The following is a 27000-nucleotide window of genomic DNA, read 5'->3' as shown; positions in this document are numbered from 1 at the left end:
GTTTATACATTATTAGCAATAGTACTTTTTAATTTTTCATTCAAGCTTTGAATATATTCTTTTCGGTTGATAAGCTCATTCATATTTGCTTCGAATGTTTTTGTATCACTCAGCTTTGGGAGTGATAGCTTACCTTTTGCAATAGAATATGTTATCAGGATATTGAAATAATTATAAATTAAAATCAACTTTTGAATACTATCCGTATCAACAACCCTAAACCCTATACGTTTAGCCGTTCTTTCGTTAATAATATAACTTGTACCACGAATTATTGCATTGTCAGCCTCTTCAGTTTCACTTTTTTCAATTAAGCTTAACAGTCCTTGTAGATATTGCTGAATAATAAAATTTGTTTTTTGCTTTCCATTCATCTTTTGATCTACTACGAAAACATAATCGAACAAAGTCCCACCGTGTATTTTTATGACCCCATTTTTAGGCTTTTCTGAGATAAAGAGTAAAGAATGATAGATCAGTTCACCACTTTTTTTTAAAGAGGGTGTATCAAAAAATGGAGCTATCACGGATAACACTATTGAAAACAAAACAATCACAATTAAGTAAGCCCCTGTAACCCAGGATATCAAAAAAGACAACAAGGTGACTAAAAGTGCTACAAACCCAATCAATAATTGAATTTGACTTTGCTGCCTTTGAGTTTTTATATGGAATCTATGCTGCACTTACTTTTTGTATTATTACTGGATGTTAAATCCCCAAATGCTTCAAGGAGTTCTTTTAGCCTGTTTTCTGGTACCCAAAGTATTTCAAGTCGTTCTAAATTCGTAATTTCATTAGTCAAATATGAAAACGAATTACCTCCCAAATACACCTCTTTAAGATTATTAAGCTTGCCAAAACCTATTGGAAGCTCAGAAAGCCTGTTTGCTGACAGGTATAGGAACTCCAAATTATTTAGTTTGGTAAAGCTGGTTGGTAATTGTTCTATCTGATTTTCTCTTAAATCCAGTTTTTTCAGGTGTCGCAACTGCCCTAAGGTTTTTGGTAACTGAGTAAGGCGGTTGGCTTTTGGGTAGCCTCCCAATTGTAGTACCGTTAAATTTTCAAGACTATTGATTTTCTCGGGCAATGCCGTCAAGCCATTGTTTTCCATATTCAAATACGCTAACTGTTTAAGCGCTAGTATAGCCAATGGAAATGCCTCAACACCGTTATGACTAACATCTAAATAGGTTAAGAGAATAGCAGTGGGGAATGTATTTGGCAAAACCTTAAAGTTATTCCCGTTTATGGTAAGCTTTTCAAGATTTTTGTATTGCTGAAGTTGTACAAAAAACATGCTCCCAATCCAGTTCAGGAGTTCCAATAATCTTAAGCTCTTTCAAGAGCTATAAATTGGAGAAACTATCTGGTAGTTTTTTCAAGCTTGCAAGTTTCCCGTCACAAATGGATAAGGATGTAAGCGAGTCCAATGTACCAATTTGTTCGAGTCGCTCTGCCGTATAATCTGTGCTAAATGTGATATCCAATGTAAACACCAAATTAGGATGTTCTAAAGCAAACGAAAGGTTATAACAAGTATAATATATTTGAGCCTTTGTGTTAAGATTTAAAAGGTCCCAATTAATAAGAGAAGTAGTTTTTTCATACTTAATTTATAATGGGTCGGTAATTAATAAATATATCTGCAGGCAATATGGATATACTTAAAAACTGTTTTTGAGCAATGGCCTCACCTTGCATTGTTGCGGGAATCCACACTCCAGAGGATTTCACAATCTTTTTCATTTCCTTCTCATAATTAAATTTAATTTCCTCTTCAGTAAAGTTCATATATATTGCTTTATAATCATCCACCTTTACTTTTCCATTTTCATCGACAGTAAACCATAAATCAAATCTTGCTTCGCCTTCAAAGGGTTTGGGTATAGTTTCGTTTGCCTTCATCATGAGCCACATATAAAACTCATGTGCACCATTAAATTTGGCACTTATGTAAATCACCTTTCTTGACACTAACTCACCATTTTCCCACTCTACTTCTGCAGCTTCGTTATTTTCAATAACGTAACCTTTTCCATGCTTTTCATCATTCTTCCATCCTCCTGAATATTGGCTCCCATCAGTGTGCTTTAATTGACCTTGCCCATCTTTAATATCATCTTTCCATTCACCGATATAGGTATCTCCACCTGGATAAAACATTTCTCCTTGACCGTTTCTTTTTCCTTCTATAAATTCACCTACATATACATGTCCACTAGGCCATGAATGAGTTCCTTGGCCATGAATATCACCTTCAATAAATTCCCCTTCATACACAGCTCCACCTGACATTGTTAATTTGCCTTTCCCATGATATTCCCCATCACTCCATTCACCTGAATAAACCTGCCCAGTAGGCCACGAATAAGTTCCTTGGCCGTTAATTTGATCCTCTTTAAATTCACCTGAATAAACTTGTCCATTAGGCCAGGTAAAAGTCCCAATTCCAACTTTTTTACCTTTTACCCATACACCGTCATAAACACGACCGTCTGACATAACAAATTTCCCTTGCCCTTCTCTCTTATCATCTTTATATTCTCCTTCATAAACATCCCCATTTGGTAAAATATTTTTTCCAGTTCCATTACGAAAACCGTCTTTATACTCTCCCTCATAAACACCTTTATTGCTATTAAAGAAATAGTTAGATTTTCCAAATCCGTTTTTTTCACCATTTTTCCATTCACCCTCATAAGTATCCCCATCAGGATATTTCAATTTTCCATTACCATGATAAACTCCATCCATCCATTCACCAGAATACGTATATCCATTAGACTTGATAAATTCACCTAAGCCTTCTCTTTTATCATCTTTCCAATCACCCATGTAAACATGCCCTTCTGCCCATAAATACTTTCCGGTACCCTCTTTTTTACCATTCTTCCATTCTCCTTCATAAATATCTCCACTTGTATAGGTCGTTTTCCCGAAACCATTTCTTGACCCCGCAAACCAATCTCCTTCATAAATGGCACCATTCGGGTAAATCATTTTTCCATAGCCCCCTTCCAAATTGTCTATCCATTTTCCTTCATATACATGACCACTTTTGTAAATCATTTTACCCCAACCATGTCGAGCAGAACTTACGAAATCTCCTTCATAGACATCTCCATTTTTATAAGTTTTTTTGGTATTACCATTTTTTTCAGCCTCTTTTTGTGCGAGGTACAAATTCCATTTTTTCTCTTTTTCAATGTTTGCATTCACATAATCATCAAACGATGCATATTGGAATTTTGAATCGTCTTGAAAAAAATCTAAAACTGGGGTTGGATGATAGTTTCGGTGCAGCGTATTCATATAATTATTTAAATGATCTTCCCTGAAGAATACTCTTGTAAAAACGCCATACCCATTCTTCATATATCTACTTTTGTCTAAAATGTCATCTATGTAGTTATTGAACAAAAATTCGTGGGCATTAACGTTATGTATAGGGACAGTTATTACATCTGAACTATATACATAGTATACTGGTAATACATCAGTAATAAAATCATCAACAGAAGGAATATATGATTTCTGTGGTGCAGTAGTGTAATCATGTACAGTTGATCCCGACTTTGTTGATAAGTGAATTAATTGTATATATATATTCCCTGAATCAAGATGTTTGATATTTGAATAATTAAAACTGTAATCCTCTAAAACAGATAGTAAGGACCTGATTGGTCCAACTTGCCGACCTCTCCTTTTTCTCTCTCGATTGACTTTCTCATACCCTGCTTCAGCCTTTGCTACCTTTTCGAATGCGTTATTTTCTTGTTTGACATGCTTTTCAAAGTAAGTAGATATTGAATTGTCTATGGACTTTTGGAGTGCATTATAATTGGCTTCCATCTGGTTGATATATTGTTGCGCATTTTGGTAGCCAAACTGTTGATAGCCTTGAGTTGTTGCCTTATACCCCGAAGCAACTTTCGCATTAAGTTCTTCTCGTTCTTTAGCTTTTCTTTCTCTTTCAGCTTCAATTTCAAGTTCTTTTAATTTTTCTTGGGCTTTCCTTTTTTGTTCGGCTAGATAATCATTTTGTTCTGCTATCTTTTGTTCCCTCGCTTTTTGAAGCACTTCATTTTTCCTTCTGGTTTTTAATTTGTCCAATTCATCAAAGTAACTATTGTTCAATGATATATCAGACATACCAAATGATGCTCCATAAAAATCTTCTTTTGTTTTTATGCCATAATAACCCACTTTCAACTCTTCTATTTCCTCACCTGTTAAATGTGTAAGATCAAATTCTCCCGCTCCAACACCATGAATACTTTTCGTAAAAAGTTTAAGGTCACCAGCTTTGACAAACTTAAATGAAACGTCTATGTCACTGCGTATTCGTTCAATTTGAAGAGGAAATTCATCTGGATATAAATCTTCAAAATGCTCTCCATTAAAAACAAATTCCGATATCTCAAATGAAACTATAGCAATTTGTATCCTAACCTCATTTTTCCTGGATTGTTAGCTCGTGCCTTTACTGTTGCACGATAATCATATTCACCACCATTTGCCGATCTCCCAAATTCAACAACTTCTTCTTTTGCCTCTAGAAACTGTGCAAAGGTAATTGAAGGTAATAGGGTGATAAAAAGGACAGCCAAAAAGTGTTTGCTTTGTTTAGATTGTAGAGGTCGCTTAAATTTTAGTAATATGTTATTCATACAAGAATTTTGTTTCTGTTTCAGGGTTGATTTATTTCTATCATCCACTTGACAAATCAATTTCGTTTACGATGGTACAAAAATGGGATTATCTTTCTAAATTGATTCGAATACCTTGATTTTTTAAATATTTTCAAACATTCAGCTATCATCTATTCAAGCTTGGTTCTTTTCAATATAGCCTATATACAAGATTTAATGAACTAATAACGGGTATTATAAGCCGTTTTACTGCATTTATTTGACAAGGCATAAGAGAAAACACACAGGTACCAAAACAGCAACTAACCCATTCACTAACTACCTCCTCATCCACTCTATCATCTCCTTCAACTTCCTAACCTCAGAAATCGCACTTTTATACTTCTGCTCAACACTCCCCCTCATCCTCCCAATCCTTTAAATCTTTAAGATCAAGGTTCTGACATGTAGGCGCGATTGGTTACAAATAAAACCAAACCCAACAGGATCTGGCTTAACTAAGCTTTATAATTTACTTTAAATAACTTCCTTATCTCTTTGCTAGCCACCTCTCCACCAAAACGCAGGACTTTCCGAATGGCTTATAACGTACATTGGTATAAGTAGTAGCTTGGCCTTTTGCGCGCAAGGCTTTGCGCAGCTATTACTTTTTACCTGGTGTTATCACCTTTTTCATCAGCTCCACAATTTTCGGTAACACTTGACTGCTAGAGTCCCTTACTAAGTATCCTTTATCGTAGGATTTGATAAACTCAGTGAAGTTGTTGTCGTCAAGATTAATATCAACTATTCCACCGTTGAAGAAACTAACCCTATCCACAAACTCAGTTGGAAGATAAGTTGCACCGGAAGTTCCAATAATGAATAGTAATGCCGTGTTGTCAGCTATGTCACGTACTGTTTGAAACTTATAATATTTTTCGTTGTACGTTTCATCAAACCATAGCACATGTGGTCTGAGGTCTTCACCACAATTTGGACATTTCAGTAATTTCTGTTCTTGTTCTGTTATTCGATCTCCTCTTTTCTTGTCGGAAATACCTTGTGGAAAAGGGTATAAATTTGAAGTGCACTCATCACCACATCTTACAAAATCCAAATCACCATGTACATAATAAGTTCTTTCTAAAGAGTTGCCAGCTTTCTTGTGTAATCCATCGACATTCTGAGTTATTAGAGCAAATTGATCATTCAATAAATCCTCGATTTCTACTAGAGCCAAATGTCCTTCATTAGGTTGAGCGTTCTTGCAAATAGTTTTTCTAAATAAAAACCACTTCCAAACTTCCTCGGAGTTCAAACAGAACATTCTGTAAGTTCCAATCTCTTCGGGTTGATAGTTTTTTGATCCGACTTTCCAAAAGCCATCTTTTCCTCAAAAGGTTGGTATTGTACAGTTTTTCATAATTTGTTTTATTGATTGGCTTGTTGTTTCTGTTGAAGCTCTTTTAATTTTTTAATATCCTTTTTTGAGGGAATTACTAAAGACCCTACTATCCTAAACATATTTCCATTGTCACCATTAAACCAAATACGGCCATAACTTGCCTGTATTGATAAAATGGATAAAAAATCATAGCCTACAGATACACCTGCACTTAATTGGTCTATTTGCTCTCCCTTTGGTAAATCGTCTATTTGTGTTACACCGCCTAATTGATAACGAGCATCAATCCCTAACCAAAGTTTATCGGTAAAATACTTAGTGGTATGCTGTTCTAAAAGGAGTAAAGGTTTTTGCCTTTTGGTATCGCCTATAAAAGGTTTGTTATTGTTTGTAAAAAAAAGTACCGAAGGTGTAAACTCAGTCTGTGCATGACGTTTTTTATTTAGGTTTAAAGGAATTACCATAGGAGCGCCAAGACGTATTACCCAACGGTTTGATCCAAGGTTAATTCTATTGCTCTCAGAATATTTACCAATAGGAGCTGTAATTCCCAAAAGACCGCTCAGCTGAAATTTGGGCTTCCATTTCATAAATTCAATAACATCCAACGGAGGGGTATTGTAAAGCCCAACCCTGAACAGAAGACCTGAATCGAGCCAACCACTTTTATCTACCAATTCTATCTCCGTTTCAGGAATGCTTATGCCTTCGTAACCAAAATTACCTCCAACTTTTACTGTTCCGGTCATATGGCCATATTGAGGTGTAAGGAAAATTTGGGCATAGGTGCCCCCCAATTTGAACGTGTGAAATATTGGTAATGCAAAAACGTCCATATCGATTTTACCCTGTGCTAAAACAATGTCCTTTCCCGGTGTAAGATTATTGGTTAAGTTAATATAGGTAGGATTAATAACTGTAATGTTTGCTGGAGTTAGAGGATATGTTAATGGTCCATCTCCTTGAGAATACCCATTATTTGGAAAAGTAAATGCTATGAGAATAACGCAAAACACTGTGAGTAATGTGAAATTAGTATTTAGGCCCATCTGCTCCTGGTTTGATGTTTGGGTATTGTTTCAATGATTTTTCATAAACCATCATATACTTAGCATATATAACACCAAGCCAACCATTGGCTACATTTACATTCCAAAGTTCTTTAGGATCGTTTTCAATATCGAATATCCACGGATAATCTAGTTCTACAGGAACAGCGTGAGTGGACATTTGCCCAGGTGCATTGACAAAGCCATTGGGAGGTAGTACTACAATAGGATGTACTTTAAAATTTTTATACTTGAAAGCATACAAACGCTCTCCATAAAAATACATTACTTCTTCGCGTATTGATTTTGTAGACTTACCCGTTAGCAGTTCTAATTGATTAAACGAATCCATAGGTCGGTCTTTAGGTATTTTCGCTTCGGCCCCAACTATATGTGCTAGCGTAGCATAAAAGTCGGTTGCTGTAAAAATTTCGTTAGTTGTGCTTCCTGCTGGAATTTTATCAGGCCATCGCATGACACAGGCCGTTCTTATAGCACCTTCCCAGCCAGAAGGGAACTCCCCCCTAAAAGGACCTGCATCAGATTGTGAAGTATAATTACTTACTGAAGTTAGCAGTGTCTCAGGCCCATTGTCACTTGCCCATATCACCAAGGTATTTTCTTTTAAACCATTTTCGTCCAGGGCCTTCATAATCTCTCCGGTATGGTGGTCTATTTCCATCAACACATTTTGGTAATCAGACTTACCTTCGTGTACTAATTTAGGATTGGGAATGATTGGTCCGTGTGGTAATGTAAAAGGTACATACAAGAAAAATGGATTTTGGTCTTTTGCGTGTTTGTTTATATAACCTACCGACCGCTTGGTAATTTCTTCATCCATTAATGGGCGGTAAGCAACATTATAATCTCGAATACGTTTCGATTTCTCTCCTTTTTTCCCTTCCCAAATTCCCTGATTTTTCACTACATCAGTCCCTGGAAAACCAGCAGCACGATCCCAAGCAGATTCCGCTGTACTATGCCTAATTCCGAACCATTCGTCAAATCCCTGATCGGTAGGATATCGTCCTTCCACATCTCCTAAGTGCCATTTCCCATAGTGTGCTGTATTGTATCCTGCATCAGATAGTAGTTCAGCCAAAGTATATTCCCAAGGGGTAATACCTTGTGGTAAACCAGGCAAGGGCACACGGGAAGTTCCGCTACGGATTGGTAAGCGTCCAGTCATTATCGCTGAACGTGTGGGGGTACATTCGGCTTCAACATTAAAATTAGTGAGTTTAATACCTTCATTAGCGATCTTGTCAATATTTGGTGTTGGTGCTCCACGTACAACCCCTCCACCGTAGGCACCTAAATCACCATAGCCTAAATTATCGACTAGTATAAATACAATATTAGGTCTTTTATTTTGTGCCTGAATAAATGTAGATCCTAGCAAAAGGAATGAAGTAAATATAAATTTTGAAATTAGTAAAATTCTCATCTGTCTTATTTTTTAAGTTTCTCAGTATGCTGCACAATACCAAGCTATCATTTATTCAAGCTTACCCCCCTCTTAATATAGCACTAGCCTAAGATATAATAAACGGATATAGGTTGTTATAAGCCGTTTTACATTACTACTTTAACAAGTACCCCCTCACCCCAAAGCCACTACCTCCTCATCCTTTCTATCATCTCCTTCAGTTCCCTAACTTCCGAAATGGTACTTTCCTGCTTCTGCTCAATATTCCCCCCATCCTCCCAATCCTTTACATCTTTAAGATCGAGGTTCGGACAGAGTCGGTTAGACTGAGTTGCCTAGCTATTATTGGTCAGTCATTTTCGGTCAGCCACAAAAAAGGCCAGACCCATTACAGGTCTGGCTCATCTAACCTAATTATTTCCTTAAATAATCGTCTTATGGCTGCAATTCTCCAATTACCACTTTTCGAATTACTTCTAACGGTAAAATATATACATAGTGTGGTGTTAGAAGCACTTTAGCTTACATTACGTTTATGTAATGTCATCTCGCATTTTTAACTCCACAAAAACCAAGGTATTAGATAAGTGATAACCCCAAACCCTAAGCTATAGAAAACGAGTAATCTTTTATATTTCCCCCTACTACTTAACGTATTACTTTTAGAAAATTTATACCCTTTTGTTATCAAAAATGCTGCTAACAACATCCCGAATGGGTGCTCTACTATGTAGAATCTAGAAATCGGATATCCCATTGATTCACTCGAAAAATTCGCCCACCCTAAAGGAGACATAAAATAAATTAAAAGACCTACTAACAATTGCAGGTGAACAAGAATCAACCCGACTAATGCCGCAATTTTTGCAGACTTGTTCCATGTTTTCTTAAACAGAAACATTGCAAGTAAAAATATAATTACTGTTAGTAATAAGAATAGCAATACCATTCCTATACCACTATGAGACTCTTTTAATATGTTATACATAACTTCTAATTATTCCACAATAAACTTACCTTTCATTATTGAGTAATGACCCGGAAATGAACAAATAAAGTCATAAGTCCCTTTTATTGGAGCCTTAAAAGTTATAGTAGAAGTTTCACCACCTCCAATCAAATCTGTATAGGCTATTATATTCTTTTTTTGACTAGATGGTATATATTGGCTTTCTTTTGCCTGAATTGCATCCCTTGCAAAGTCTGAAATTTGTGTACCCTTACCCAATAGCACAAAATTGTGTCCCATTGCTGTTACTGGCATTTTCCCTGTATGATTGAGTGTTAATACAACCGTACTATACTCACCAACTACTATCTTGGATTTATCAAACTGCATTTTATCATTAGAGTTTACAGTAACCCTTATAGTATCATTTTCAAGCACATTTTTTCTTTTTTCAGTTGTCGATACATTGGCCTTTGCACCTACATCATGCTTCTTGTCTTTATTATTACAAGAGACAAGAATAGTAGCCCCAACACAAAGTATTGAAGTGATAAGAGTGATTTTCATACTGATTGTTTTTATTAATAATTATTTCTCTGCAAAGATAATTGGCGAAGAAATAACAGGGCTTGAATATATCCTGCCATTATTAGGACATATCAATCATATTTCTATACTCTAAAGGTGAATACTGAGTCTTATTTTTAAAAAACCTACTAAAATAGGAAACATCATTAAAACCTAACTCTACACTAATTTCACTTACGGTTCTTTTTGATTGAAGCAAAAGCACCTTTGCTTCTAGTATAGTTAGTTCATTGATTATTTCAGTAGCTGCTTTACCTGTTTCATTTTTAATTTTTTTATTCAAATGATTAGGAGAAACATGAAGCAACGAAGCATAATCTTTAATACTCAAACGTTCCTTAAGGTGCTTATTTACTAAGTTTTTAAATGACAAATAGGTACTATTTCCTTTTTTACCATTAATGGCTGTTTTTTCAGAAATTAAGAAGATCTCTGCCATTAGCGTGGAAACATAAAAAGATATCACTTTTTCTTTGTTAGGGCTTTCATCATCACTCTTATATAGCTCAACAATTCGACTCAAAAGAGACAATATGATATTTAAATTATCAGAAACACCTATCAAATTATTATCAAAATCATTAGACTGCCACATTTTAACAAATGGATTAGCCATAATAAAATCATCTGAAAAATGACAATAGTATCCCTCAAGATTAGGTGACATGTATTCTGTAGAACTAATATTATTCTTAGGAGTGAACAAAAAATCATTTTTCTTTAAATGAAAAGACTCTATTCCTATAGACATGATCATACTTCCATTGGTAACAAATACAAAATCATTTACTGTTTTTTTATGAGGAGGAAGTGGTATGCTAAGTTTAACAGGATCGTCTTTAAAAGAGTGAATAAAAAAATGATTGACATTAGCATTATTCAATAGTTCGTCAGAATTGTTTCTTATGTAACTATCCCTAAAAACAACTGGATTTAAGGTTGGAATTCTATTTTTATTGTCCATAGCTGTTTTTTTTAATACAACACAAAAGTTCAGGCTAAAAAGCATACGGACTCTCGATTCTAGCCTTTAGTTATAAAAACTAGTTCATACCAAAGTTTGTTCTTGAAGCTTTACCTACAGGATTTTTTAGGTATTGTAATGTAATGTGTGAAAATCACAACAGTGACAAACCTATGAGACTTACATCTGCCTTTAGAGGCTTACTTATCTATTTAAAAATCTTACCACCTCACGATTTTGGTATAATAAATTGAAGCAAGTGTATTGTCTTTTGGTATTTCTCTTAAACATCTAGGAATTACCTCCTCCTATCCACAACGTGGATTACACAATGTTAAACTCCTATATACCCCTCACATGAAATGTGAAATAGATACAAAAACTAATGGCCTATCAGCAAAAAAAGCCACAATGGTTGTTAGATATGATGCAAATATCAGACAATAAATACATAAAAAAAGACAACTGTATTATTACCTTATCACCTTACTTTGCGCCAAACAACAAACAACATCACCTATGAACTCAAATATATCACACTCATTTACAGACACTAAAAAACACTACATCATCTTGGATGGACTTCGCGGTGTAGCGGCTGTAATTGTTGTCATGTTCCACCTTTTGGAAACTTTCGCAGGAGGAGATCATGTAAAGCAACTTATCAATCACGGCTACCTTGCAGTAGATTTTTTCTTTCTATTATCAGGTTTTGTAATAGGGTATGCCTACGATGACAGATGGCATAAAATGAGCTTGAAGGAATTCTTTAAGCGTCGCCTTATCCGCCTGCACCCAATGATTATTGTAGGGATGGTGATTGGTGCAATCACCTTCTACCAACAGGCTAACCCAATGTGGCCCGGTATAGCAGATGTTTCCTTATTGAAAATGTTGGCTGTTATGTTGATTGGCTTTACATTACTTCCTGTCCCTAAATCTATGGATATTAGAGGATGGGGCGAAATGCACCCTTTAAATGGTCCTGCATGGTCACTTTTCTTTGAATATATAGCCAATATACTTTACGCATTAATCCTTAGAAAAGTCTCGAACAAGGTATTGTTCCTGCTGGTACTGATTTCAGGTGGCGCACTTATACATCTGGCTGTAACAAGTTCTCATGGTGATATTATTGGAGGGTGGTCTATTGATTCAACACAATTGAGGATAGGCTTTACAAGGTTGTTGTACCCATTTTTGGCTGGTCTTTTTCTTTCACGTACTGTAAAACCTGGTAGTATAAAGAACGCATTTATGTGGAGCTGCCTGATATTGGTTGCTATACTTTCAATACCAAGAGTCGGAGGACATGATCACCTATGGATGAATGGTCTCTATGATTCCCTATCCATCATATTTGTCTTCCCACTGGTAGTATTCATTGGAGCTAGCGGACAAGTAGAAAGCAAAATACCATCCACTATCTGTAAATTCTTGGGAGATATATCTTACCCCTTATACATCATCCACTACCCACTGACTTATGTATTTATGGCTTGGGTAGCCAACAACAAAGTTTCCATGGCAGCGTCGATTCCAGTGGCTTTGACCATACTTATAGGAAGTATTATCCTTGCCTATATTTGTTTCAAGCTATATGACGTACCTGTACGCAAGTGGCTTACAAAACGCACGATGGCCCGTGCTTCAAAATAGTTCTGTAAGCATTGCCTGAGAAGGGTAAACTCAGGTTATATACTTACTTTCAGGTCCAAGTAATACCTTAGGTATTCTTGGGCCTTTTTTATTGCCACTTCATGAAGAATAATGAAGATGCACAAAAGTAATAAATGCAAAAATCTGACAATTCTTAGATAAAATACAACAATTAAGACAGCGTCGGTATACCTACATTTGTCATAGGAGGTTAAGCTATAATAGTGATGGCTGTGATCAATAATCTCCAAAATTTGTGCCTCATACCCCAAAAGCCTAGGTTATGTCTATTGCATTCCTAGGCTTTACTCATTCTTCAGTCCTAAAAAGCACAATATATAGTAGTGATGAGTTTCAATCCTTCTTATTAAAGATACACTCACATTAACTAACAGACTCCTCCTGTGAAATAGACAACTGATATTGCTCCCTGTATTTCTTAGGGGTAATTCCCATCAGCTTCTTGAAAGTCCGGTTATAATAAGGAATATCATTAAACCCAACAGCATAGCAAACCTCAGCGATAGACATATTGGTCTGACGGAGCATTAGGCAAGAGGAATTGACACGAAATTCATTCAGAAAGGAAACAAATGACACCCCTTTTGCTCGCTTAAAGAAAACACAGAACGCAGATCGGTTCATTCCGACGTGTTGGGCAATGTCATCCAAGGAGATAGGATGTTGGTAATAGTTGAATACATACCGGTATATCTCCTGAATTTTTGCAGTACTATTGTTCTGCTTGATAACTCCCCCAACTACACAGGTTTCCTTGGTAGAAGCCATGATGTCAAACAAGCGGATAAGGGAGATCAATCTTTCAAGGCTACTCTCCTGCAACATGCCATGCATTCGTTTTTGCAGGGCCTTAAGGGTTGCTCCCTCAAACCTGACAGCCTCTTTATAACATCTGATTTGAGAAACACTTTCCTTCATTTCCGGAAAACCCTCAATAAGCTTTCCCAATACTTCTTCAGGAAAAATAATAGTTATATTCTCAATCTTGCCGTCTTTGTCATGATCATAAGCATCAAATGACCAGCAGTGCGGAACATTAGGAGGTAAAAGTACCACTTCCCCGCAGCTAAATGACTGTGCCACATTACCCACCATACGATGACCACTGCCTGTAATTATATAGGACAGCTCCCATTCAGCATGTTGGTGAAACTTGATTTGTTGATCCCACTCGATATGGACATGATCAAAGAAGAAAGACCTATCTGCCTCTATAGGCACATCACAATATTTAACATTTTCATACATGATTTGACTATTTTCTCACTCAAAACACAAATATAAGACAATAATCATATAAAAAGTGACAATACAAGTATTGAGAGTTCCTTTATATTTGTACCTGAAAGGTAAATGCTTCATACCTTATAGGCCCAAGTAGTGCATATTAAATGCTTGGGTCTTTTTCATTTCAATCCAGAATAAGCATCAGCCACAAAAAAAGCCAAACCCATCAAGGGCTTGGCTAATCTTGTTGTTTCCTAGAAACTATTCTTTGGCTGAAATTACTTCTCCTTATTTGCACTCATCCCCCCAAAAACGATTGACAGAATTGCTTGTTCTAGTTCAGTTTGGCTTGCAACTCAACTAAATAACTGCCTAAACTCTAAGGGAGAAGTGTTGGTTTTTATTTTGAATAGTTTATTGAACGACTGTGAATGTTCAAAGCCTAATTCGTAAGCTATTTCACTGACAGAAGCCTGAGTGGTAGACAGCTTTTCCTTTGCTTTTTCAATTAATTTATCGTGAATATGCTGTTGGGTACTTTGGCCTGTAAGTGCTTTTAACATCCTGCTCAAGTAACCTGGTGTTACGTTTAATTTGTCAGAAACATATTGCACTGTAGGCAACCCTTTTTCAGTAATCATATTGCTGTTGATGTAGTTATTTAAAATGCCTTCAAATTGATCAATCAGAATATGATTACTTTTTTTTCGGGTAAGAAATTGACGATTGTAATAACGGTCGGAATAAATGAGCAGTAGTTCCAACTGTGCAATAATTAAGTCGTGGCTGAATCTATCAATGTTTGCCTTGTATTCATATTTAATGATCTCAATAATATTAGTAATTATTTTTTCTTCTTTTTCAGAAAGAAACAAGGCCTCATTGCTGGAATACTCAAAGAACTCATACGTTTTAATCTTCTTCGCCAAGGTTGTACTCCATAAAAAATCAGGATGAACTAGAATCAAGGTACCTTTAATTGGAACATTTACTTCGTTTTCAAATGAGAATACTTGGCCTGGTGCCACAAATGACATCATCCCTTCATCAAAATCGTAAACCTGTTGACCATATCTCATTTTACCTTTAAAGTCTTGCTTAATTGCAATGGCATAGAAATCGAATACAAAAGATAACAACTGTTTGCCTTGAAAATCAATAATTAATTCAGAATCAATCACACTAATTAATGGGTGCTCCGGACTGAGTAGCCCCATTAACTGGTGATACTGGTTAATAGTTTTAATTCTTTGCAACTCATTGTTTTTCATGAAGTAACGTATTTAAAACTTCGTCTAAAGTTACTCGACAATTTCTGTAATTAAGATAGAATTGTATTAACTATTCTGATAGTTGGTTAGTTTAATACTATCCTCCCAAAGTTCCTTTGCAAATGTTTTATTGTATGAATCTTTTGATGAGGCAATATCTTCATATATCTGAAAATATTTTCCGCTTACGTTCTCTAATCTAGAATCCAGAAGCAATCGGGCCATGGCTTCACCTGATTTTTCAGGCGTACTAGCTACAACACCCATTATTTTAAGCAACGATTTGCCAAACCAACTATCCATGATGGTTTTTCTTATATTATTTTCACCTGCAAGGTTTGTCCCGGGACACGCCCCTGGATCAAAAGAATTTACGGTAATCTTTTTATTCTCTTTTTGAAGAATTCTATCAAGTTCATAAGCAAATAAAAGATTACACAACTTCGAGGTTGTATATTTTGGTCCTGATTTTAGTTTATACTCTGAATCGGGGTGAGCTAATCTCTCAGCTCCCAAGTACATAGCTTGACCAACTAATTTACCTTCTCTAATATCAGGGTTATGGGTATTACTGCTGACAACAACAACTCTTGCAGGTTCAGCAAAATGGGGAAGCAAGAGGTTTGTCAACAAGAAGTGTCCTAAATGATTTACCCCAAAAGTTAATTCAAACCCATCTTTTGTATATTCAATTGATTCACCAGATGTTATACCCGCGTTGCATACAAGTCCCTGCAGTGGAGGTAAATGCTTGGACTGGAATTCTGCAACAAAATTTCTTACAGATGCCAGTGAAGCCAAGTCTAATTTCAAAAAGCTCACGTTTTTGTTTCCTGTTTCCTCAGTAGTAACCTTTGTCGCCTGAATTCCTTTTTCGGCATTTCGACAGGCAAGTACAATATGCCAACCCTGATTTGCTTTGGCTATTGTTTTTGCACACTCAAACCCCAATCCTGAATTTCCACCTGTAATAATGACTGTTTTTGTTGCTTCCATATATTCCATAAATATCTGTTTCTAAATATGGAACAAAGTTAAGGGGGGAGGATAATCGACTTGTATCCAAATCGATCATTGTTGTATCCAAAAAATTTAACTGATATCTTGATCAGTATGAACACTAACACGCAATAAACACTCGTAGGCTAGACTTTTTAAACTTCTATAAAAGAATCTATTAAAACACCTTATACTTATTACTAAGTAGATAATAGTATTTGTTAGTGGTTCGACTTTAGTACTCCTCAAGCTGTTTTGTAATCAACTTTAGAGAAGAATAATATTCTATATCATTTGAAATATTTTGTTCCATATGATCTAGTTCATCAATAATTAATTGACTTCCTTTCAGCTCAGACCTTAGTATACCTCCAAAAAACTCAAAGTCTCTGAGATTTCTTTTAGTGGCAATTTTACCTATCTCATAATGATAGTCTGTTCTGCTCTGAATTTGCTCAGTTTGATCATGCTCTGAAGTAGTTACACACTCTACGGTACAGTTTTAATAACAAAGTGAGTTAAGGGTGTAATACTGGATTACAGGATATTTGCAGGTTATTTAAGGGCTGATTGGGGCAAGAAAAAGCAAAGGTCTAACTTTGCCGTTCGCCAAAACCACAAGCCAGACCTTTACCTTTATGTTGACTGCAAATATACTTGAAATCCTCTGCGGTTTCCAAATCGTCAAAGGCAAACCAAGCAAACAGGTACTAGCCAAGCTAATTACGGCCTTGGTGGAAGATGAAAATGTGCAATTTCATCAGATAGCCAAAAACTTGCCATCCAAGGCACAAAAAGCTTCTCGGACCAAGCAAGTCAAACGCTTTATGTCAGGAGCTGTGTTCAATTATCAGGCCCTGATGGCATGGTTGTTTTCCTGCCTGCCATCCGGAAAGATCACCCTCTGCATTGACCGAACCAACTGGCAGTCCAGAAAGCAGGCAGTGAATATTCTGGCCGTGACGGCCTACAGTCATGGCGTGGGTTTCCCACTGGCTTTTCGGCTACTGGACAAAAAAGGAAACAGCCACCAGCAGGAGCGTATTGATTTGCTGAAGGAAGTGCTTCAGATTGTACCTCCCGAGCGGATCGGGAAAGTGATTGCAGACCGAGAGTTTATCGGCAAAAAGTGGCTTCGGTTTATGACCATGCAAGGGATTGTCTTCTGCGTTCGGATTCCATCACACCACAAAATCAACATCGATGGTGTGGAGAAAACAGGAGAGGTATGGAGCAAAGAAGGTTTTCGTTGCACTGACCGAAGAGCGACGATCTATGGAATGGACCTGACTCTTTCCATGCAGATGACCAAGGATAAAAACGGGCGAAAGGACTACCTGATCGTAGTCTCAAACCTGATGAAAAGCGGCTTGCTGTCAAGCTATAGAAAACGGTGGAGCATCGAGGTGTTCTTCCAGTCGCTCAAAGGGCGGGGATTCAACCTGGAAGCCACTCACCTGACCAAATTGGATCGGCTTGAAAGACTTTTTGCTGTGGTGTGTATGGCCTTTGCTGTTTGTCACTTATTTGGCGTGGCTTTCCATGAAAAAGTACAAAACATAAAAGTAAAGAACCACGGTTACAGGGAGAACAGCTATTTCAGAAAGGGAAAAGATCTGTTGCAGGAGCATTTCTGTACGAGACCCCGCCAAGTAGGTAATGAGATCAAAGGACTTTGGAAGAAGTTTTGGAGGGGAATTAGTTCCAAAACACCATCTGAAAAACTGGTTTTTAGTTGGTTATAAAAAAGTGTACCGTAGAGTGGTAGTTACAAACTCAATAGTTAGTGGATTGAAACTCTGTAAATCAGAATCAATTCTTGATTTTCTTTCAAAAATATCAACGAGATATTTCCTAGTATCTTCCAAATAATCTTTGAGATCAACATAGAAGCAATCGATAAAATTCTGATATCTTAAATGTTCGTTTTTTCGATTATAAATTCTCAGTAATGACGATTTATCGTATGCAAAATCTGACGTGAAAATTGACTCAAAATACAATTCAATAAGTTTCAATAATGTATTAAAATCATTATTTTCTTTAACAGCTTCTACTTTATCTAATTCTAGTAAAAATTCATTTAAGATTGAGTTAAGCTTGGATAGTATTATATCAAGATACTTGTCTAGAAACTTTTGATGTCTTTTTTGGATTTCTACTATCCCAACAGTTCTGCATTCAAAAGCGAAATTATTGTCTTTATGATATCTTAAATATTGTATTTCATCTTGTTTAGCTTGATAGCTAAATAGCGTAGATGAGATCAATTTCCCTTCAAACTTTCTAATTGGATGTCCAATTAGTTCATTCCGTAACTCTCGGTTTATACTGTATGATTCATCTTCCTTTAAATCCCCTTTATTCACTCCTGTTTTGAAAATTTCCAATAGTTCCTCAATAAAGTCTTGATGGATGTAAATGGCTTGTAACAAGCTCATTGAAAAAGAAAACTTATCTGAATTACTGACTGGTTTATTTGTAGAGAAAGCCAAATCCAAAGTATCTGAAAAATAACCTAGTATGCTACCTAAATAGTTGGTTTTCACATCATCATTGAATTTTATTTTACGAGAGCAGAACTTGTATTCCCAAATGAAATGATTCCATAAACTTTCGATTTTATATAATTTATTTTCGATTTCAGGTTTCATTGTAAGGTGATTGATTGTGACAGCTAAAAATTATATAAAGTACACAGTGGTATATATTTCGTCAAATTTGAAGATCTTAGTGCATGGACTATATACACACACTATGTCAAACCTCCTTTAAGCTAGTGGATTCTTTGTCTTGTCCAAACTTCTCACCTTCTCTTTAGCTCCCTAAGCTCTGAAATAGTACTTTTCTGCTGCTGCTCAATATTCCATAACCTCCCAATCCTTTAGACCTTTTAGATCAAGGTACAGATACAATCATTCAGTCACAAAAAAGCTAAATCCATCAGATCTTTAGGTCTGACTCAACTCATCTTTATTGTTACCTCTCCCCCTTTATTTCATTTAAATAATCAAAAAAGTTGTAACCTTTTTAGTCTCAAGCTCATCCAAAGGGTAAAGAATAAACTAATAATAAAAATTATGAAATTATCGATCTTAAAAATTCAATTGATCTGTATCCTAGGAAGTATCCTTTATAGCCACTCTATAAACGCTCAGGTTTCAGAAGATTCAGACTTGTTCAGAGTCCTAAAAGAAAAGGACAGCTTGATGTTTGATGTGGGATTTAATGAATGCAATCTGGATCAAATTGAGTCACTATTGCCTGAGCACTTTGAGTTTTATCATGACAAAGATGGTATTACCAATACACGAATTGCATTTATCCAAACTTTAAAAGAAAACCTATGCAGCTCGGGCAAGAACACAACCAAAAGAATCCTTGAACAGGGAAGTATGGAGGTGTTCCCACTTTATAATAATGGAGTGCTGTATGGTGCTATTCAGACAGGAAGACACTCTTTTGGTAGTGTAGAGGCTAGATTCACAAATCTATGGCTATTAGAGAATGATGAATGGAAGCCTTTCAGAATGATAAGCTATGACCATAAAATGAAAGAAAGTGCTGTAATTTCTGATGTTACATTTATCAAATTGTCTTCCGATGAGATTCCAGCATACTTAGGACAGTATAAGTTCTCTTCAGATTTTACCTTGTCGGTTATTCAAGAGGGAAATAAACTTTATGGTGATGCCCAAGGCCAAAAGGTAGAAATTAAACCTTATGAAAAGCATAAGTTTTTAGACCAAAGCCAAACTATGAAACTTACTTTTGTTACAGACACATCAGGTGCAATATCAGGTCTTCAAATACAAGGTCCCAATGGTATAATGATGGGAGAAAAGATCAACTAATTTTTGATAATCGAAGTAATAGAAAATCATGATAGTATCAAAAATCTTTTGAATCATATGGTAGTGATAATAGTGGCATTTTTTATTCACTTGTCTTGTTACTGACAAGCCCAAGACTGATGTATCTTCTGGATAAAGGTGATTACTCCTTGCAGGCCACTTCCCTACCAAAATACAGGGCTTTCCGAATGGCTTATAATCCCAAGGTAATAAGCATGCTAAAAAACTTACCCTCCGTTACCTAAACAGTTCAGCCCTTGTTATAAGCTTTTTATGCTACCTAAATTGTTTTGGTTTAAGTTTTTTACTAGCATTTTCAGCAATTTCAATCATTCTCTTTTGTCTAGTCTCTAATCTTTTAGCAGAAACCACCCAATGCAATAAAATCTTTTTTATGGAAGCACTAAGACTCTCAAAGTATTCAATTGATCCTTTGTGGTTTGCAAATTCTGCTTTTAAATCTTCTGGAATTACAAGTGCTTCAACTTCATCTAAAATTGTCCAAGAACCATTTTCTTTTGCAATTTCAATGCTTTTGTAGCCTTCTTCTTTCATAAGTCCTTGTTCAATTAAGGTTTTCACTTTATCCTTATTGACCTTCGACCAATTACTCTTTGCTTTTCGTTTAGTAAAGTATTGTTTGTATTTCTCAGTGTCTATTGTTTTTTTGACACTGTCAATCCAACCAAAACAAAGCGCCTCATCAACTGACTCACTCCAACTTAGGTTATAGTGAGGGGATTTTTTCTTATAAAAAATGAGCCAAACAGCTTCTTTCTTATTATGGTTTAACTCAAGCCATTTTCTCCAATCATGTCTGTTCTGAGGACAATAATCTTCCACTTCTTTCATACTTTAGCTTGTACTATTTTTAATGGATATATCTAGCTACCGTTTATTCAAATTTGACCTTCTAAACATTAAAGCTAATCCCAGTTTTATAGAGACTCACTCAACTACAGCCCTTTTCATCATCTTCTTCGCACCTCTTCAAATTATCAAAAGAGAATCAGCATATTAAACAAAGTACTGTAGTTGATGTCTTTTATAGAATTCCATATTGCAGTGAACTTGCAATCGCTACTGTTTTTCTTATTGCAAAGGTTTTAAATCTTTGTACTTCACTCCTAGTGCAATCCCAAACTCTTTCTCTAAAATATTCAGATAAGACTCTCCTTCCTCAAGGTCTATTATTTCTTCTTTACCATCAATTACTTTTTTGAATTGCATGTTAAAGAGTGTCTTCTTCCCATTTTCCACAGGAATAGTAGCAATTCTTCCTTGAACAAATATAGATTTTGGACTAGTGGAAGTATAATAATTCCCATAATCAATATCTCCAGGGCAAACATGATTCAAATCGACACTATATAGGTTTTTCCACTCTGTATCATACTGCTTCTGAAGCATAAAACCATACAATTCACTTTCTATTAATCGATATGATTGCCCCTCAAAAGAAACAGTTTGATTACACACTAAAGGAATTGGAATTAAAGGTGTTTCTGCACCAAACCCCGCATCTACCAACCATTTTTCATCACCAATTGTCACTAAAATCACATAATGACTTCTACCTGTTGGTTCACCTGCAAGGTGTACTCTTCCCAATAATTCTTGTGTTTGAAAGCCGAATGATTTAAGCGCTAACAACAAAAGACCATTTAGTTCAAAACAGTAGCCACCACGTTTATTCTTGATCAACTTTTCTACCAACACATCCGGTTCGAGGCTAATACCTTTACCAAGACATATATCAAAGTTCTCAAAAGGGATTGACCTATGTTGAGCAAGACGAATTGATTTCAGGGATTCAAAATCTTCAGAAGTTGACCCTTTGTAATTAATTCGCTCTAGGTATTCATTTTGATTCAATGTAAAACTCATCATTTCTTATTCTTTAAATAGTGGCTAACGGTATCCTAAGGAACAGGAAAAGAAGTACAAATGTTCGACTTACAGTTGGAATTCCTTTTACTCGCCAGTCCCTCTTAACATTGAGTCATCACCGCCTCAATCTAACAATCCTTAAGGGATTTAACGAATGATTAGGTGCAACTTCAGCATTCAACTGAATACAACAAGGTTATGTTCTTAGTGAAATTGTACCCCATTTTGGAGAACACTTGACTACTAAAGAATTTATGGAATAAGTGAAATAAACTTTGTGATTTGATTTAATAAAGTAAAAGAGCAACCCTAAGGCTGCTCTTTACATCTTTCTCCATTCAATCTAAAGGAATCAAGTCACTTACTGACCAGTTCGTTCTCTTATTTTGAGGCTTGGTTACTGATCATATCCCTTACGACAGTACCAGTTTCAAACTTCTCATTTGTATAATTCTCCCCTAAAAATGCAGCTACAGTTTTGGCTATCTGCTTTTGGTAATATTGGCTTTCTTCTTTTACTTCACCCAAAGCAGGCGTATCAGGACCAATCACAGCAAACCAGATTTGGTCAGAACCTTTCTGTTCATGACCGTGGTGTTTCCATTGTTCTTTAGGGTATGAGCCCCTGCCATGATCTGTCGTAATGACAAAAGTCGTTTTGTCTTTGTATTGCTTATCAGACTGCACATAATCCCACAACGCTTTGATGTATTGGTCTGTCTGGTAAGCTGCATACAAGTACTGGTCATATTCTCCATCATGTGCGAAGTCATCCGTTTCACCATAGGCAATCAATACCACCTTGGGTTTATTCTTTTTGATATACTCCAAGGCATAATGATGTGTGAAAGGATCCAATCGAACACCTGACCAAGGCCCTCTGATTTCACTTTGCAGTTCATTTAGCAGCTTTTCACGTTCAGTGAGATTTTTGCCTTTGGCAGTGTCAAATCCTGCATTGACTGGTATGCCACTTCTTTCTTTATTGATGATAAAGGGGAATACATCCCAAGAGCCAAAAGCTGCCACTTTACCTGAATATGCCTTTTGGTTATTCAGATACTCCAACACTGTCTGGTTAGGATTGTTGATCTTGTTGTTGCTGTTCACATGCTCATCATCAGCGAAACCACAAAGTATCTCGTGATATCCAGGGTAAGAAAACCACTTTGTGTTGGAGCAATTAACCTTGTTTCCATATTGGCGGTTGCCATAGAGTTGCCCGTTTTTGGCTAACTCATTCCAGAAAAATGGCATCAGGATTTCACGCCTTTCCAATGGGTCTTGACGCCAGAATCTCTTGGTCAGTTCTTCCGGTTTATCCACATAGTCTGGATCATTTACCAACAAGGAATCTGCTCCACCGAACAGTTCTTGCCAACGAAGACCATCCAAGGTAATGACAAAAACATTTTCAGTCTGTTGAGCCTTCAGTATTGGAGAACAAAGTATAAGTAATAAAAGAAAGCCAATCTTTTTCATTTCAGTTACGGTTATTTGGGTTGGTGATATTTTTCAACTAAGCTAATAATCTTCTTAAATACGGCAGTGTTTTCATATACACCACAGAACAGGTTTGCATGTGCGCCATAAGCAAACAGGGGCACCATCGTACCGGTATGGTCATAGCTATGAAAGTCGATTTCCACTTCTCCTTTCTCTACATTGGCATAAGGCAAACTCGCTCCACTGGTCTCATGGTCTGCAGTTACAATCAAAAGCGTATTTGGGTGTTCGTCCACATATCGCATAACCTCACCAATTGCCCTGTCAAAATTGAGTTCTTCCTCAACCATCACTTTTGTACTGTTCCAGTGTCCACCCAAATCGATATTTGAACCTTCCACCATCAGGAAAAAAGGTTGTTTCTTTGCAGAAAGAAATGATAATGCAGATGAGGTTGCTTCTTGCAGGTAAGAACTGTTGGCTATGCTTTCCGAGATATTTGATTCTGGCTGAAAGTATCCCACTCTTTCACTTTTGCTTTTTCCTACTTTTTTCAGGCTTTCCACAAGATCAAATCCACTTGTTTCCAATGAATCCAACTTATCCTGAAAGGCTTGCTTACCATATCCTATAAAGAGATCCAGTTTACAATCCAACAAATCAGTATTGATCTCATCCGTTTTGTTTCTGTCAGTCTGGTGAGCATAAAATGCTGATGGTGTTGCTCCAGAAACCTCATCCGAGGTCACGACACCGCTTGCAAAGCCATATTTTGCCAATACTTCCGATAAGTTTTCTACCCTATTCCCTTCAGGTGTCACCCCAATATGCCTGTTATTGGTCTTGTTTCCTGTCGCCAAAGCTGAACCACCAGCAGCAGAGTCAGTGACAAAGTCATCAAATGATTGTGTCTTGACCAATCCGATATTTTTCAGCTGAGTCAGGTTCAGTTTATTCCCATTGGCAGCCAATCCGGCTGATATCTGTGTCAGACCATTCCCGTCTCCAATCATCAGAATAATGTTCTCCACCTGATTTCCCTGACCATCTGCCTGATAGGTCGGATAGTAAATATTGTGTTGCTTAGCTACCTTGTAAGTGTTTCTAGGTAATTTTGTCAGGTAATCAGTGGCCAAGAATGGTATATCAGTATTGATGAAATCCACTCCCATAGCATGAAACGCTCTCCATGCCGTTTTTTTGTCTGGACTTCCCCAAAAACGGATAGGTTTACCCAAGGCGTGTACCTCATCAATGATGGCTTGTACCTTTTGCTTCTGGGCTTCAATCATGCGTCCTTTTCCGTTCCACTCAGAGTAGTTTTTGAAGTCATAACTGCACATGGCAATTTTCTCCAGCGGCAGGTTTTCCTGAGGTAACCCTTGGTAGTCAAAGAAGATATAGTCAGGATACTGATTGTAGTCCTGAACAGGTGGCTTGTTTCCGGATATTACAATCTTGATACCCTTGGGGTTAGTTTCAGTATACCATAGTGTCTTATACTTCTCCAGTTCCGGCTCTAGCACTGCCAACGTTTTTTTTGCATCGGTCTTGATTTCAACAACCAACTGGAAATTATGAGACTCCAGCATTCCCAATGTTTTTGCCTGTCGGATAGGGTCAAGGTAAACATTACTTAAAGTCCACTCAGGTTTGATTGAACTTTCTTCATGAGCGACCATCAACTTACCTTCTGAAAGGATTACGTCTGCTTCAATAGAACCTGCATGGCTATTGAATGCTTCCCAAAAAGGTACTTTTCCAATATAATCATTATGTGAATGAATTCGAGGTGATTGCGCCCAAGCAAAGCCAACCACCAGTTTTATTGCACTGATAATTAGCAGGATGATCAATTTTCTGTTATTGCCATTCATCTCAATTACGGATATCTCTTTGTTATATATTGATGCTGATCTCTTTGTTATATATTGATGCTGATTGAAAGCTGATGTCAAGAAATTTGGGATAATAACAGGGTGTCATGTTCTTTACGACACCCTGTTTGCTAGTTGTTACCAGCCTTTGTTTTGACTGATACCTGAAGAGTTTACAACCTGATTTGGAATTGGCCATACGTGCATGTATGACGGATCAAAGTTTCTTGCAGGCCATACTTCTCCTATATTGAAAGGTGAATCCGGATCAGTCTTGTCTGCATGGATTCTGCCATGCAGTGGCTTGCTGTAAGCTTCCTTCGCATCGCCCCATCTTACCAGATCAAAGTGCCTGTTCGCAAACTCGCCCGCAAGCTCTACCCTTCTTTCATGTTTCAGGTCTTCCATTGTAGCTCCTGTTACAGGATTCAAACCAGCTCTTTCCCTTACCATGTTCAAAGGCTCGTCTCCATTTCGACCAAGCATAATCAATGCCTCGGCTTTCATCAGTAACACTTCAGCATATCGCATAACTGGCACATTGTACAGCGTAGTAGGGTCGTCACCATTCGGGTTGATATAACTACCGATTGGATCCTCAAACTGGTACTCATACATGTACTTGTTGAATTGCAATCCAGACAAAGAGTTTTCGGACTGGTATCTTTTTTCCTCCCCAAAAAACTTGAAAGAATCACCAAACTTCAGAATGGTTACCCCTCTTCTTGGATCATTGTCCTCAAATTCATCATAAAGTTCTTGTGTTGGCGTATAATACCCCCATCCGTTGTATTTACCCCAACCTTTATTTTCCAATGCAACACCGGGCAACTTGCTTCCGCCATTGACACCTGAATCGACCGTCCAAATGTATTCTGGTCCCCAGTTATTTAAATGGCTATGCAGCAACCTGAAATCCTCTTCAGGGTTACCTGTGTCATATAGTGCCCTTCCTGAGCCTGAGTTAGTCACGGCATCTGCATACTTGATTACTTCCTCATATTTAGAGTCATCATACTGCGCCCAATAAAGGTATGTTTTAGCCATGTAAGCCAACGCTGCATCCTTATGGGCTCTTCCCAAATCATCCGCACTGTATTCAGTAAACAACGGTAGAAGCGCTACTGCTTTTTCCAAATCCCCAATAATCTGCGCATAGTTTTCAACTACGCTGGTTGGTCGGCTGTAGCTGCCAGCATCATCAAACATGTTCTCCTCTGTAAGGATCGGAACACCACCATTGTCACCGTTGTCGCCATAAGTATGAGCCAACCAGAAATAATGGAATGCTCTCATAAAATAAGCTTCTCCCAAAATCCTGTTTTTCAATGACTCGCTGATTTCCATATCTGCCACATTCAACAATACGTCATTGGCTCTACGGATTATCTTATAACTCTGTGGATACATCCAGTACGTATACCCTTCTTCACCAGTCATCTTGAAATTCTTGATATTGTCAGCCGTACCATTTACACGACCTGTTACCATATCGTCAGATGCATTGATATACCAGAAGAATCCCCTTGAAAACATATCCTCATCCTTCATGTAGAAATACATGCTGTTTGCCGCTTCTATGGCATCCTGCTCTGTTCTGAAGAAGTTTTCGTATGAAGTACTTCCCTTTGGTTCTAGATTAGTGAACTCGTCAGAACACGCGCCCACTGAAAGGGCAATCATTAATGCTGAAACTGATCTAATAATATTTTTACGCATGATGTGTGCT

21 protein-coding genes and 1 pseudogene are annotated in these 27000 nt (G+C 36.9%); 3 read left to right on the top strand and 19 right to left on the bottom strand.

The features are described 5' to 3' along the window. Nucleotides 1–2: 2 nt before the first annotated feature. The 10 genes and pseudogenes from V6R21_RS10135 to V6R21_RS10090 form a co-directional block, all read right to left on the bottom strand. On the bottom strand, nucleotides 3–686 hold the full coding sequence (locus V6R21_RS10135) for a hypothetical protein (protein ID WP_334243334.1): 684 nt from the start codon (nucleotides 684–686) through the stop codon (nucleotides 3–5). Next, nucleotides 665–1303, bottom strand: a complete 639-nt coding sequence (locus V6R21_RS10130; RefSeq protein ID WP_334243332.1) for a leucine-rich repeat domain-containing protein — start codon at nucleotides 1301–1303, stop codon at nucleotides 665–667. Before V6R21_RS10130 ends, V6R21_RS10135 begins: the two co-directional genes overlap by 22 nt. 311 nt (nucleotides 1304–1614) lie before the next feature. Then, nucleotides 1615–4212, bottom strand: coding sequence for a hypothetical protein (locus tag V6R21_RS10125; RefSeq protein ID WP_334243331.1), 2598 nt, complete (start codon nucleotides 4210–4212; stop codon nucleotides 1615–1617). A 224-nt stretch (nucleotides 4213–4436) separates the two neighbouring features. Further along, a complete protein-coding gene (locus tag V6R21_RS10120) occupies nucleotides 4437–4676 on the bottom strand; it encodes a hypothetical protein (RefSeq protein WP_334243329.1) in 240 nt (79 codons plus the stop codon). Nucleotides 4677–5301: 625 nt separating this feature from the next. Beyond that, a pseudogene (locus tag V6R21_RS10115) lies at nucleotides 5302–6018 on the bottom strand (SIR2 family NAD-dependent protein deacylase); the annotation flags it as partial. Nucleotides 6019–6071: 53 nt separating this feature from the next. Next, complete coding sequence (locus tag V6R21_RS10110; RefSeq protein ID WP_334243327.1) at nucleotides 6072–7094, bottom strand: transporter; 1023 nt, start codon at nucleotides 7092–7094, stop codon at nucleotides 6072–6074. Beyond that, nucleotides 7078–8544 carry an arylsulfatase gene (locus tag V6R21_RS10105; protein WP_334243325.1) on the bottom strand — a complete coding sequence of 489 codons (1467 nt, stop codon included), beginning with the start codon at nucleotides 8542–8544 and terminating at the stop codon, nucleotides 7078–7080. Before V6R21_RS10105 ends, V6R21_RS10110 begins: the two co-directional genes overlap by 17 nt. Nucleotides 8545–9082: 538 nt before the next feature. Then, nucleotides 9083–9514 (bottom strand): hypothetical protein, encoded by a 432-nt coding sequence (locus V6R21_RS10100; protein WP_334243323.1) that lies wholly within the window; start codon nucleotides 9512–9514, stop codon nucleotides 9083–9085. 9 nt (nucleotides 9515–9523) lie between these two features. Then, nucleotides 9524–10042: an azurin gene (gene azu, locus V6R21_RS10095; RefSeq protein ID WP_334243321.1), complete on the bottom strand. Its 519-nt coding sequence runs from the start codon at nucleotides 10040–10042 to the stop codon at nucleotides 9524–9526. A gap of 82 nt (nucleotides 10043–10124) precedes the next feature. Beyond that, entirely contained in the window at nucleotides 10125–11027 is a 903-nt protein-coding gene (locus tag V6R21_RS10090; RefSeq protein ID WP_334243319.1) for a helix-turn-helix domain-containing protein, read from the bottom strand. A gap of 519 nt (nucleotides 11028–11546) precedes the next feature. Between V6R21_RS10090 and V6R21_RS10085 the strand changes: the two genes are divergently transcribed. Further along, nucleotides 11547–12686, top strand: a complete 1140-nt coding sequence (locus tag V6R21_RS10085) for an acyltransferase family protein (RefSeq protein WP_334243317.1) — start codon at nucleotides 11547–11549, stop codon at nucleotides 12684–12686. Nucleotides 12687–13070: 384 nt separating this feature from the next. Here the strand turns inward: V6R21_RS10085 and V6R21_RS10080 are convergent, their stop codons facing one another. The 3 genes from V6R21_RS10080 to V6R21_RS10070 all read right to left on the bottom strand — a co-directional run bounded on the left by V6R21_RS10080 (nucleotide 13071) and on the right by V6R21_RS10070 (nucleotide 16210). After that, nucleotides 13071–13955 (bottom strand): AraC family transcriptional regulator, encoded by an 885-nt coding sequence (locus tag V6R21_RS10080; protein WP_334243315.1) that lies wholly within the window; start codon nucleotides 13953–13955, stop codon nucleotides 13071–13073. Between the two features lie 335 nt (nucleotides 13956–14290). Then, complete coding sequence (locus V6R21_RS10075; RefSeq protein ID WP_334243314.1) at nucleotides 14291–15205, bottom strand: helix-turn-helix domain-containing protein; 915 nt, start codon at nucleotides 15203–15205, stop codon at nucleotides 14291–14293. A 66-nt stretch (nucleotides 15206–15271) separates the two neighbouring features. Continuing rightward, nucleotides 15272–16210: an SDR family NAD(P)-dependent oxidoreductase gene (locus tag V6R21_RS10070; protein WP_334243312.1), complete on the bottom strand. Its 939-nt coding sequence runs from the start codon at nucleotides 16208–16210 to the stop codon at nucleotides 15272–15274. A gap of 632 nt (nucleotides 16211–16842) precedes the next feature. Here V6R21_RS10070 and V6R21_RS10065 point away from each other — a divergent pair. Beyond that, on the top strand, nucleotides 16843–17949 hold the full coding sequence (locus V6R21_RS10065; RefSeq protein ID WP_334240759.1) for an IS4 family transposase: 1107 nt from the start codon (nucleotides 16843–16845) through the stop codon (nucleotides 17947–17949). On the opposite strand, the gene V6R21_RS10060 is transcribed toward V6R21_RS10065, so the two are convergent. Continuing rightward, on the bottom strand, nucleotides 17944–18858 hold the full coding sequence (locus V6R21_RS10060; RefSeq protein ID WP_334243310.1) for a hypothetical protein: 915 nt from the start codon (nucleotides 18856–18858) through the stop codon (nucleotides 17944–17946). The two genes, V6R21_RS10065 and V6R21_RS10060, sit on opposite strands and share 6 nt — an antisense overlap. A gap of 426 nt (nucleotides 18859–19284) precedes the next feature. Here V6R21_RS10060 and V6R21_RS10055 point away from each other — a divergent pair, with 426 nt between their 5' ends. Then, the gene (locus V6R21_RS10055) at nucleotides 19285–20058 is read left to right on the top strand and encodes a hypothetical protein (protein ID WP_334243308.1); all 774 of its coding nucleotides are present in this window, start codon (nucleotides 19285–19287) and stop codon (nucleotides 20056–20058) included. 276 nt (nucleotides 20059–20334) lie between these two features. On the opposite strand, the gene V6R21_RS10050 is transcribed toward V6R21_RS10055, so the two are convergent. From V6R21_RS10050 to V6R21_RS10030, 5 genes are all read right to left on the bottom strand, one after another. Further along, nucleotides 20335–20910, bottom strand: coding sequence for a YdeI/OmpD-associated family protein (locus V6R21_RS10050; protein ID WP_334243306.1), 576 nt, complete (start codon nucleotides 20908–20910; stop codon nucleotides 20335–20337). 240 nt (nucleotides 20911–21150) lie between these two features. Continuing rightward, nucleotides 21151–21948, bottom strand: coding sequence for an arylamine N-acetyltransferase family protein (locus V6R21_RS10045; RefSeq protein ID WP_334243304.1), 798 nt, complete (start codon nucleotides 21946–21948; stop codon nucleotides 21151–21153). Nucleotides 21949–22329: 381 nt separating this feature from the next. Further along, entirely contained in the window at nucleotides 22330–23430 is a 1101-nt protein-coding gene (locus tag V6R21_RS10040) for a sulfatase-like hydrolase/transferase (protein WP_334243301.1), read from the bottom strand. 11 nt (nucleotides 23431–23441) lie between these two features. After that, the gene (locus V6R21_RS10035) at nucleotides 23442–25271 is read right to left on the bottom strand and encodes an alkaline phosphatase (protein ID WP_334243300.1); all 1830 of its coding nucleotides are present in this window, start codon (nucleotides 25269–25271) and stop codon (nucleotides 23442–23444) included. Between the two features lie 138 nt (nucleotides 25272–25409). Beyond that, nucleotides 25410–26990, bottom strand: a complete 1581-nt coding sequence (locus tag V6R21_RS10030) for a RagB/SusD family nutrient uptake outer membrane protein (RefSeq protein ID WP_334243298.1) — start codon at nucleotides 26988–26990, stop codon at nucleotides 25410–25412. Nucleotides 26991–27000: the final 10 nt, after the last annotated feature.

This window comes from Limibacter armeniacum, from assembly GCF_036880985.1.
GTDB classification, from domain to species: Bacteria; Bacteroidota; Bacteroidia; order Cytophagales; family Flammeovirgaceae; genus Limibacter; species Limibacter armeniacum.
Note: the sequence above shows the minus strand (reverse complement) of the source record. Positions and strands in the feature narration are given on the sequence as shown.

What these genes read in the sequence shown, in the direction of transcription:
- V6R21_RS10130 (WP_334243332.1), bottom strand. Translation starts at nt 1,303, where the DNA reads ATGTTTTTTGTACAACTTCAGCAATACAAAAATCTTGAAAAGCTTACC.
- V6R21_RS10120 (WP_334243329.1), bottom strand. Translation starts at nt 4,676, where the DNA reads ATGAATAACATATTACTAAAATTTAAGCGACCTCTACAATCTAAACAA.
- V6R21_RS10110 (WP_334243327.1), bottom strand. Translation starts at nt 7,094, where the DNA reads ATGGGCCTAAATACTAATTTCACATTACTCACAGTGTTTTGCGTTATT.
- V6R21_RS10105 (WP_334243325.1), bottom strand. Translation starts at nt 8,544, where the DNA reads ATGAGAATTTTACTAATTTCAAAATTTATATTTACTTCATTCCTTTTG.
- V6R21_RS10100 (WP_334243323.1), bottom strand. Translation starts at nt 9,514, where the DNA reads ATGTATAACATATTAAAAGAGTCTCATAGTGGTATAGGAATGGTATTG.
- azu (WP_334243321.1), bottom strand. Translation starts at nt 10,042, where the DNA reads ATGAAAATCACTCTTATCACTTCAATACTTTGTGTTGGGGCTACTATT.
- V6R21_RS10090 (WP_334243319.1), bottom strand. Translation starts at nt 11,027, where the DNA reads ATGGACAATAAAAATAGAATTCCAACCTTAAATCCAGTTGTTTTTAGG.
- V6R21_RS10085 (WP_334243317.1), top strand. Translation starts at nt 11,547, where the DNA reads ATGAACTCAAATATATCACACTCATTTACAGACACTAAAAAACACTAC.
- V6R21_RS10080 (WP_334243315.1), bottom strand. Translation starts at nt 13,955, where the DNA reads ATGTATGAAAATGTTAAATATTGTGATGTGCCTATAGAGGCAGATAGG.
- V6R21_RS10075 (WP_334243314.1), bottom strand. Translation starts at nt 15,205, where the DNA reads ATGAAAAACAATGAGTTGCAAAGAATTAAAACTATTAACCAGTATCAC.
- V6R21_RS10070 (WP_334243312.1), bottom strand. Translation starts at nt 16,210, where the DNA reads ATGGAATATATGGAAGCAACAAAAACAGTCATTATTACAGGTGGAAAT.
- V6R21_RS10065 (WP_334240759.1), top strand. Translation starts at nt 16,843, where the DNA reads ATGTTGACTGCAAATATACTTGAAATCCTCTGCGGTTTCCAAATCGTC.
- V6R21_RS10060 (WP_334243310.1), bottom strand. Translation starts at nt 18,858, where the DNA reads ATGAAACCTGAAATCGAAAATAAATTATATAAAATCGAAAGTTTATGG.
- V6R21_RS10055 (WP_334243308.1), top strand. Translation starts at nt 19,285, where the DNA reads ATGAAATTATCGATCTTAAAAATTCAATTGATCTGTATCCTAGGAAGT.
- V6R21_RS10050 (WP_334243306.1), bottom strand. Translation starts at nt 20,910, where the DNA reads ATGAAAGAAGTGGAAGATTATTGTCCTCAGAACAGACATGATTGGAGA.
- V6R21_RS10045 (WP_334243304.1), bottom strand. Translation starts at nt 21,948, where the DNA reads ATGATGAGTTTTACATTGAATCAAAATGAATACCTAGAGCGAATTAAT.
- V6R21_RS10040 (WP_334243301.1), bottom strand. Translation starts at nt 23,430, where the DNA reads ATGAAAAAGATTGGCTTTCTTTTATTACTTATACTTTGTTCTCCAATA.
- V6R21_RS10035 (WP_334243300.1), bottom strand. Translation starts at nt 25,271, where the DNA reads ATGAATGGCAATAACAGAAAATTGATCATCCTGCTAATTATCAGTGCA.
- V6R21_RS10030 (WP_334243298.1), bottom strand. Translation starts at nt 26,990, where the DNA reads ATGCGTAAAAATATTATTAGATCAGTTTCAGCATTAATGATTGCCCTT.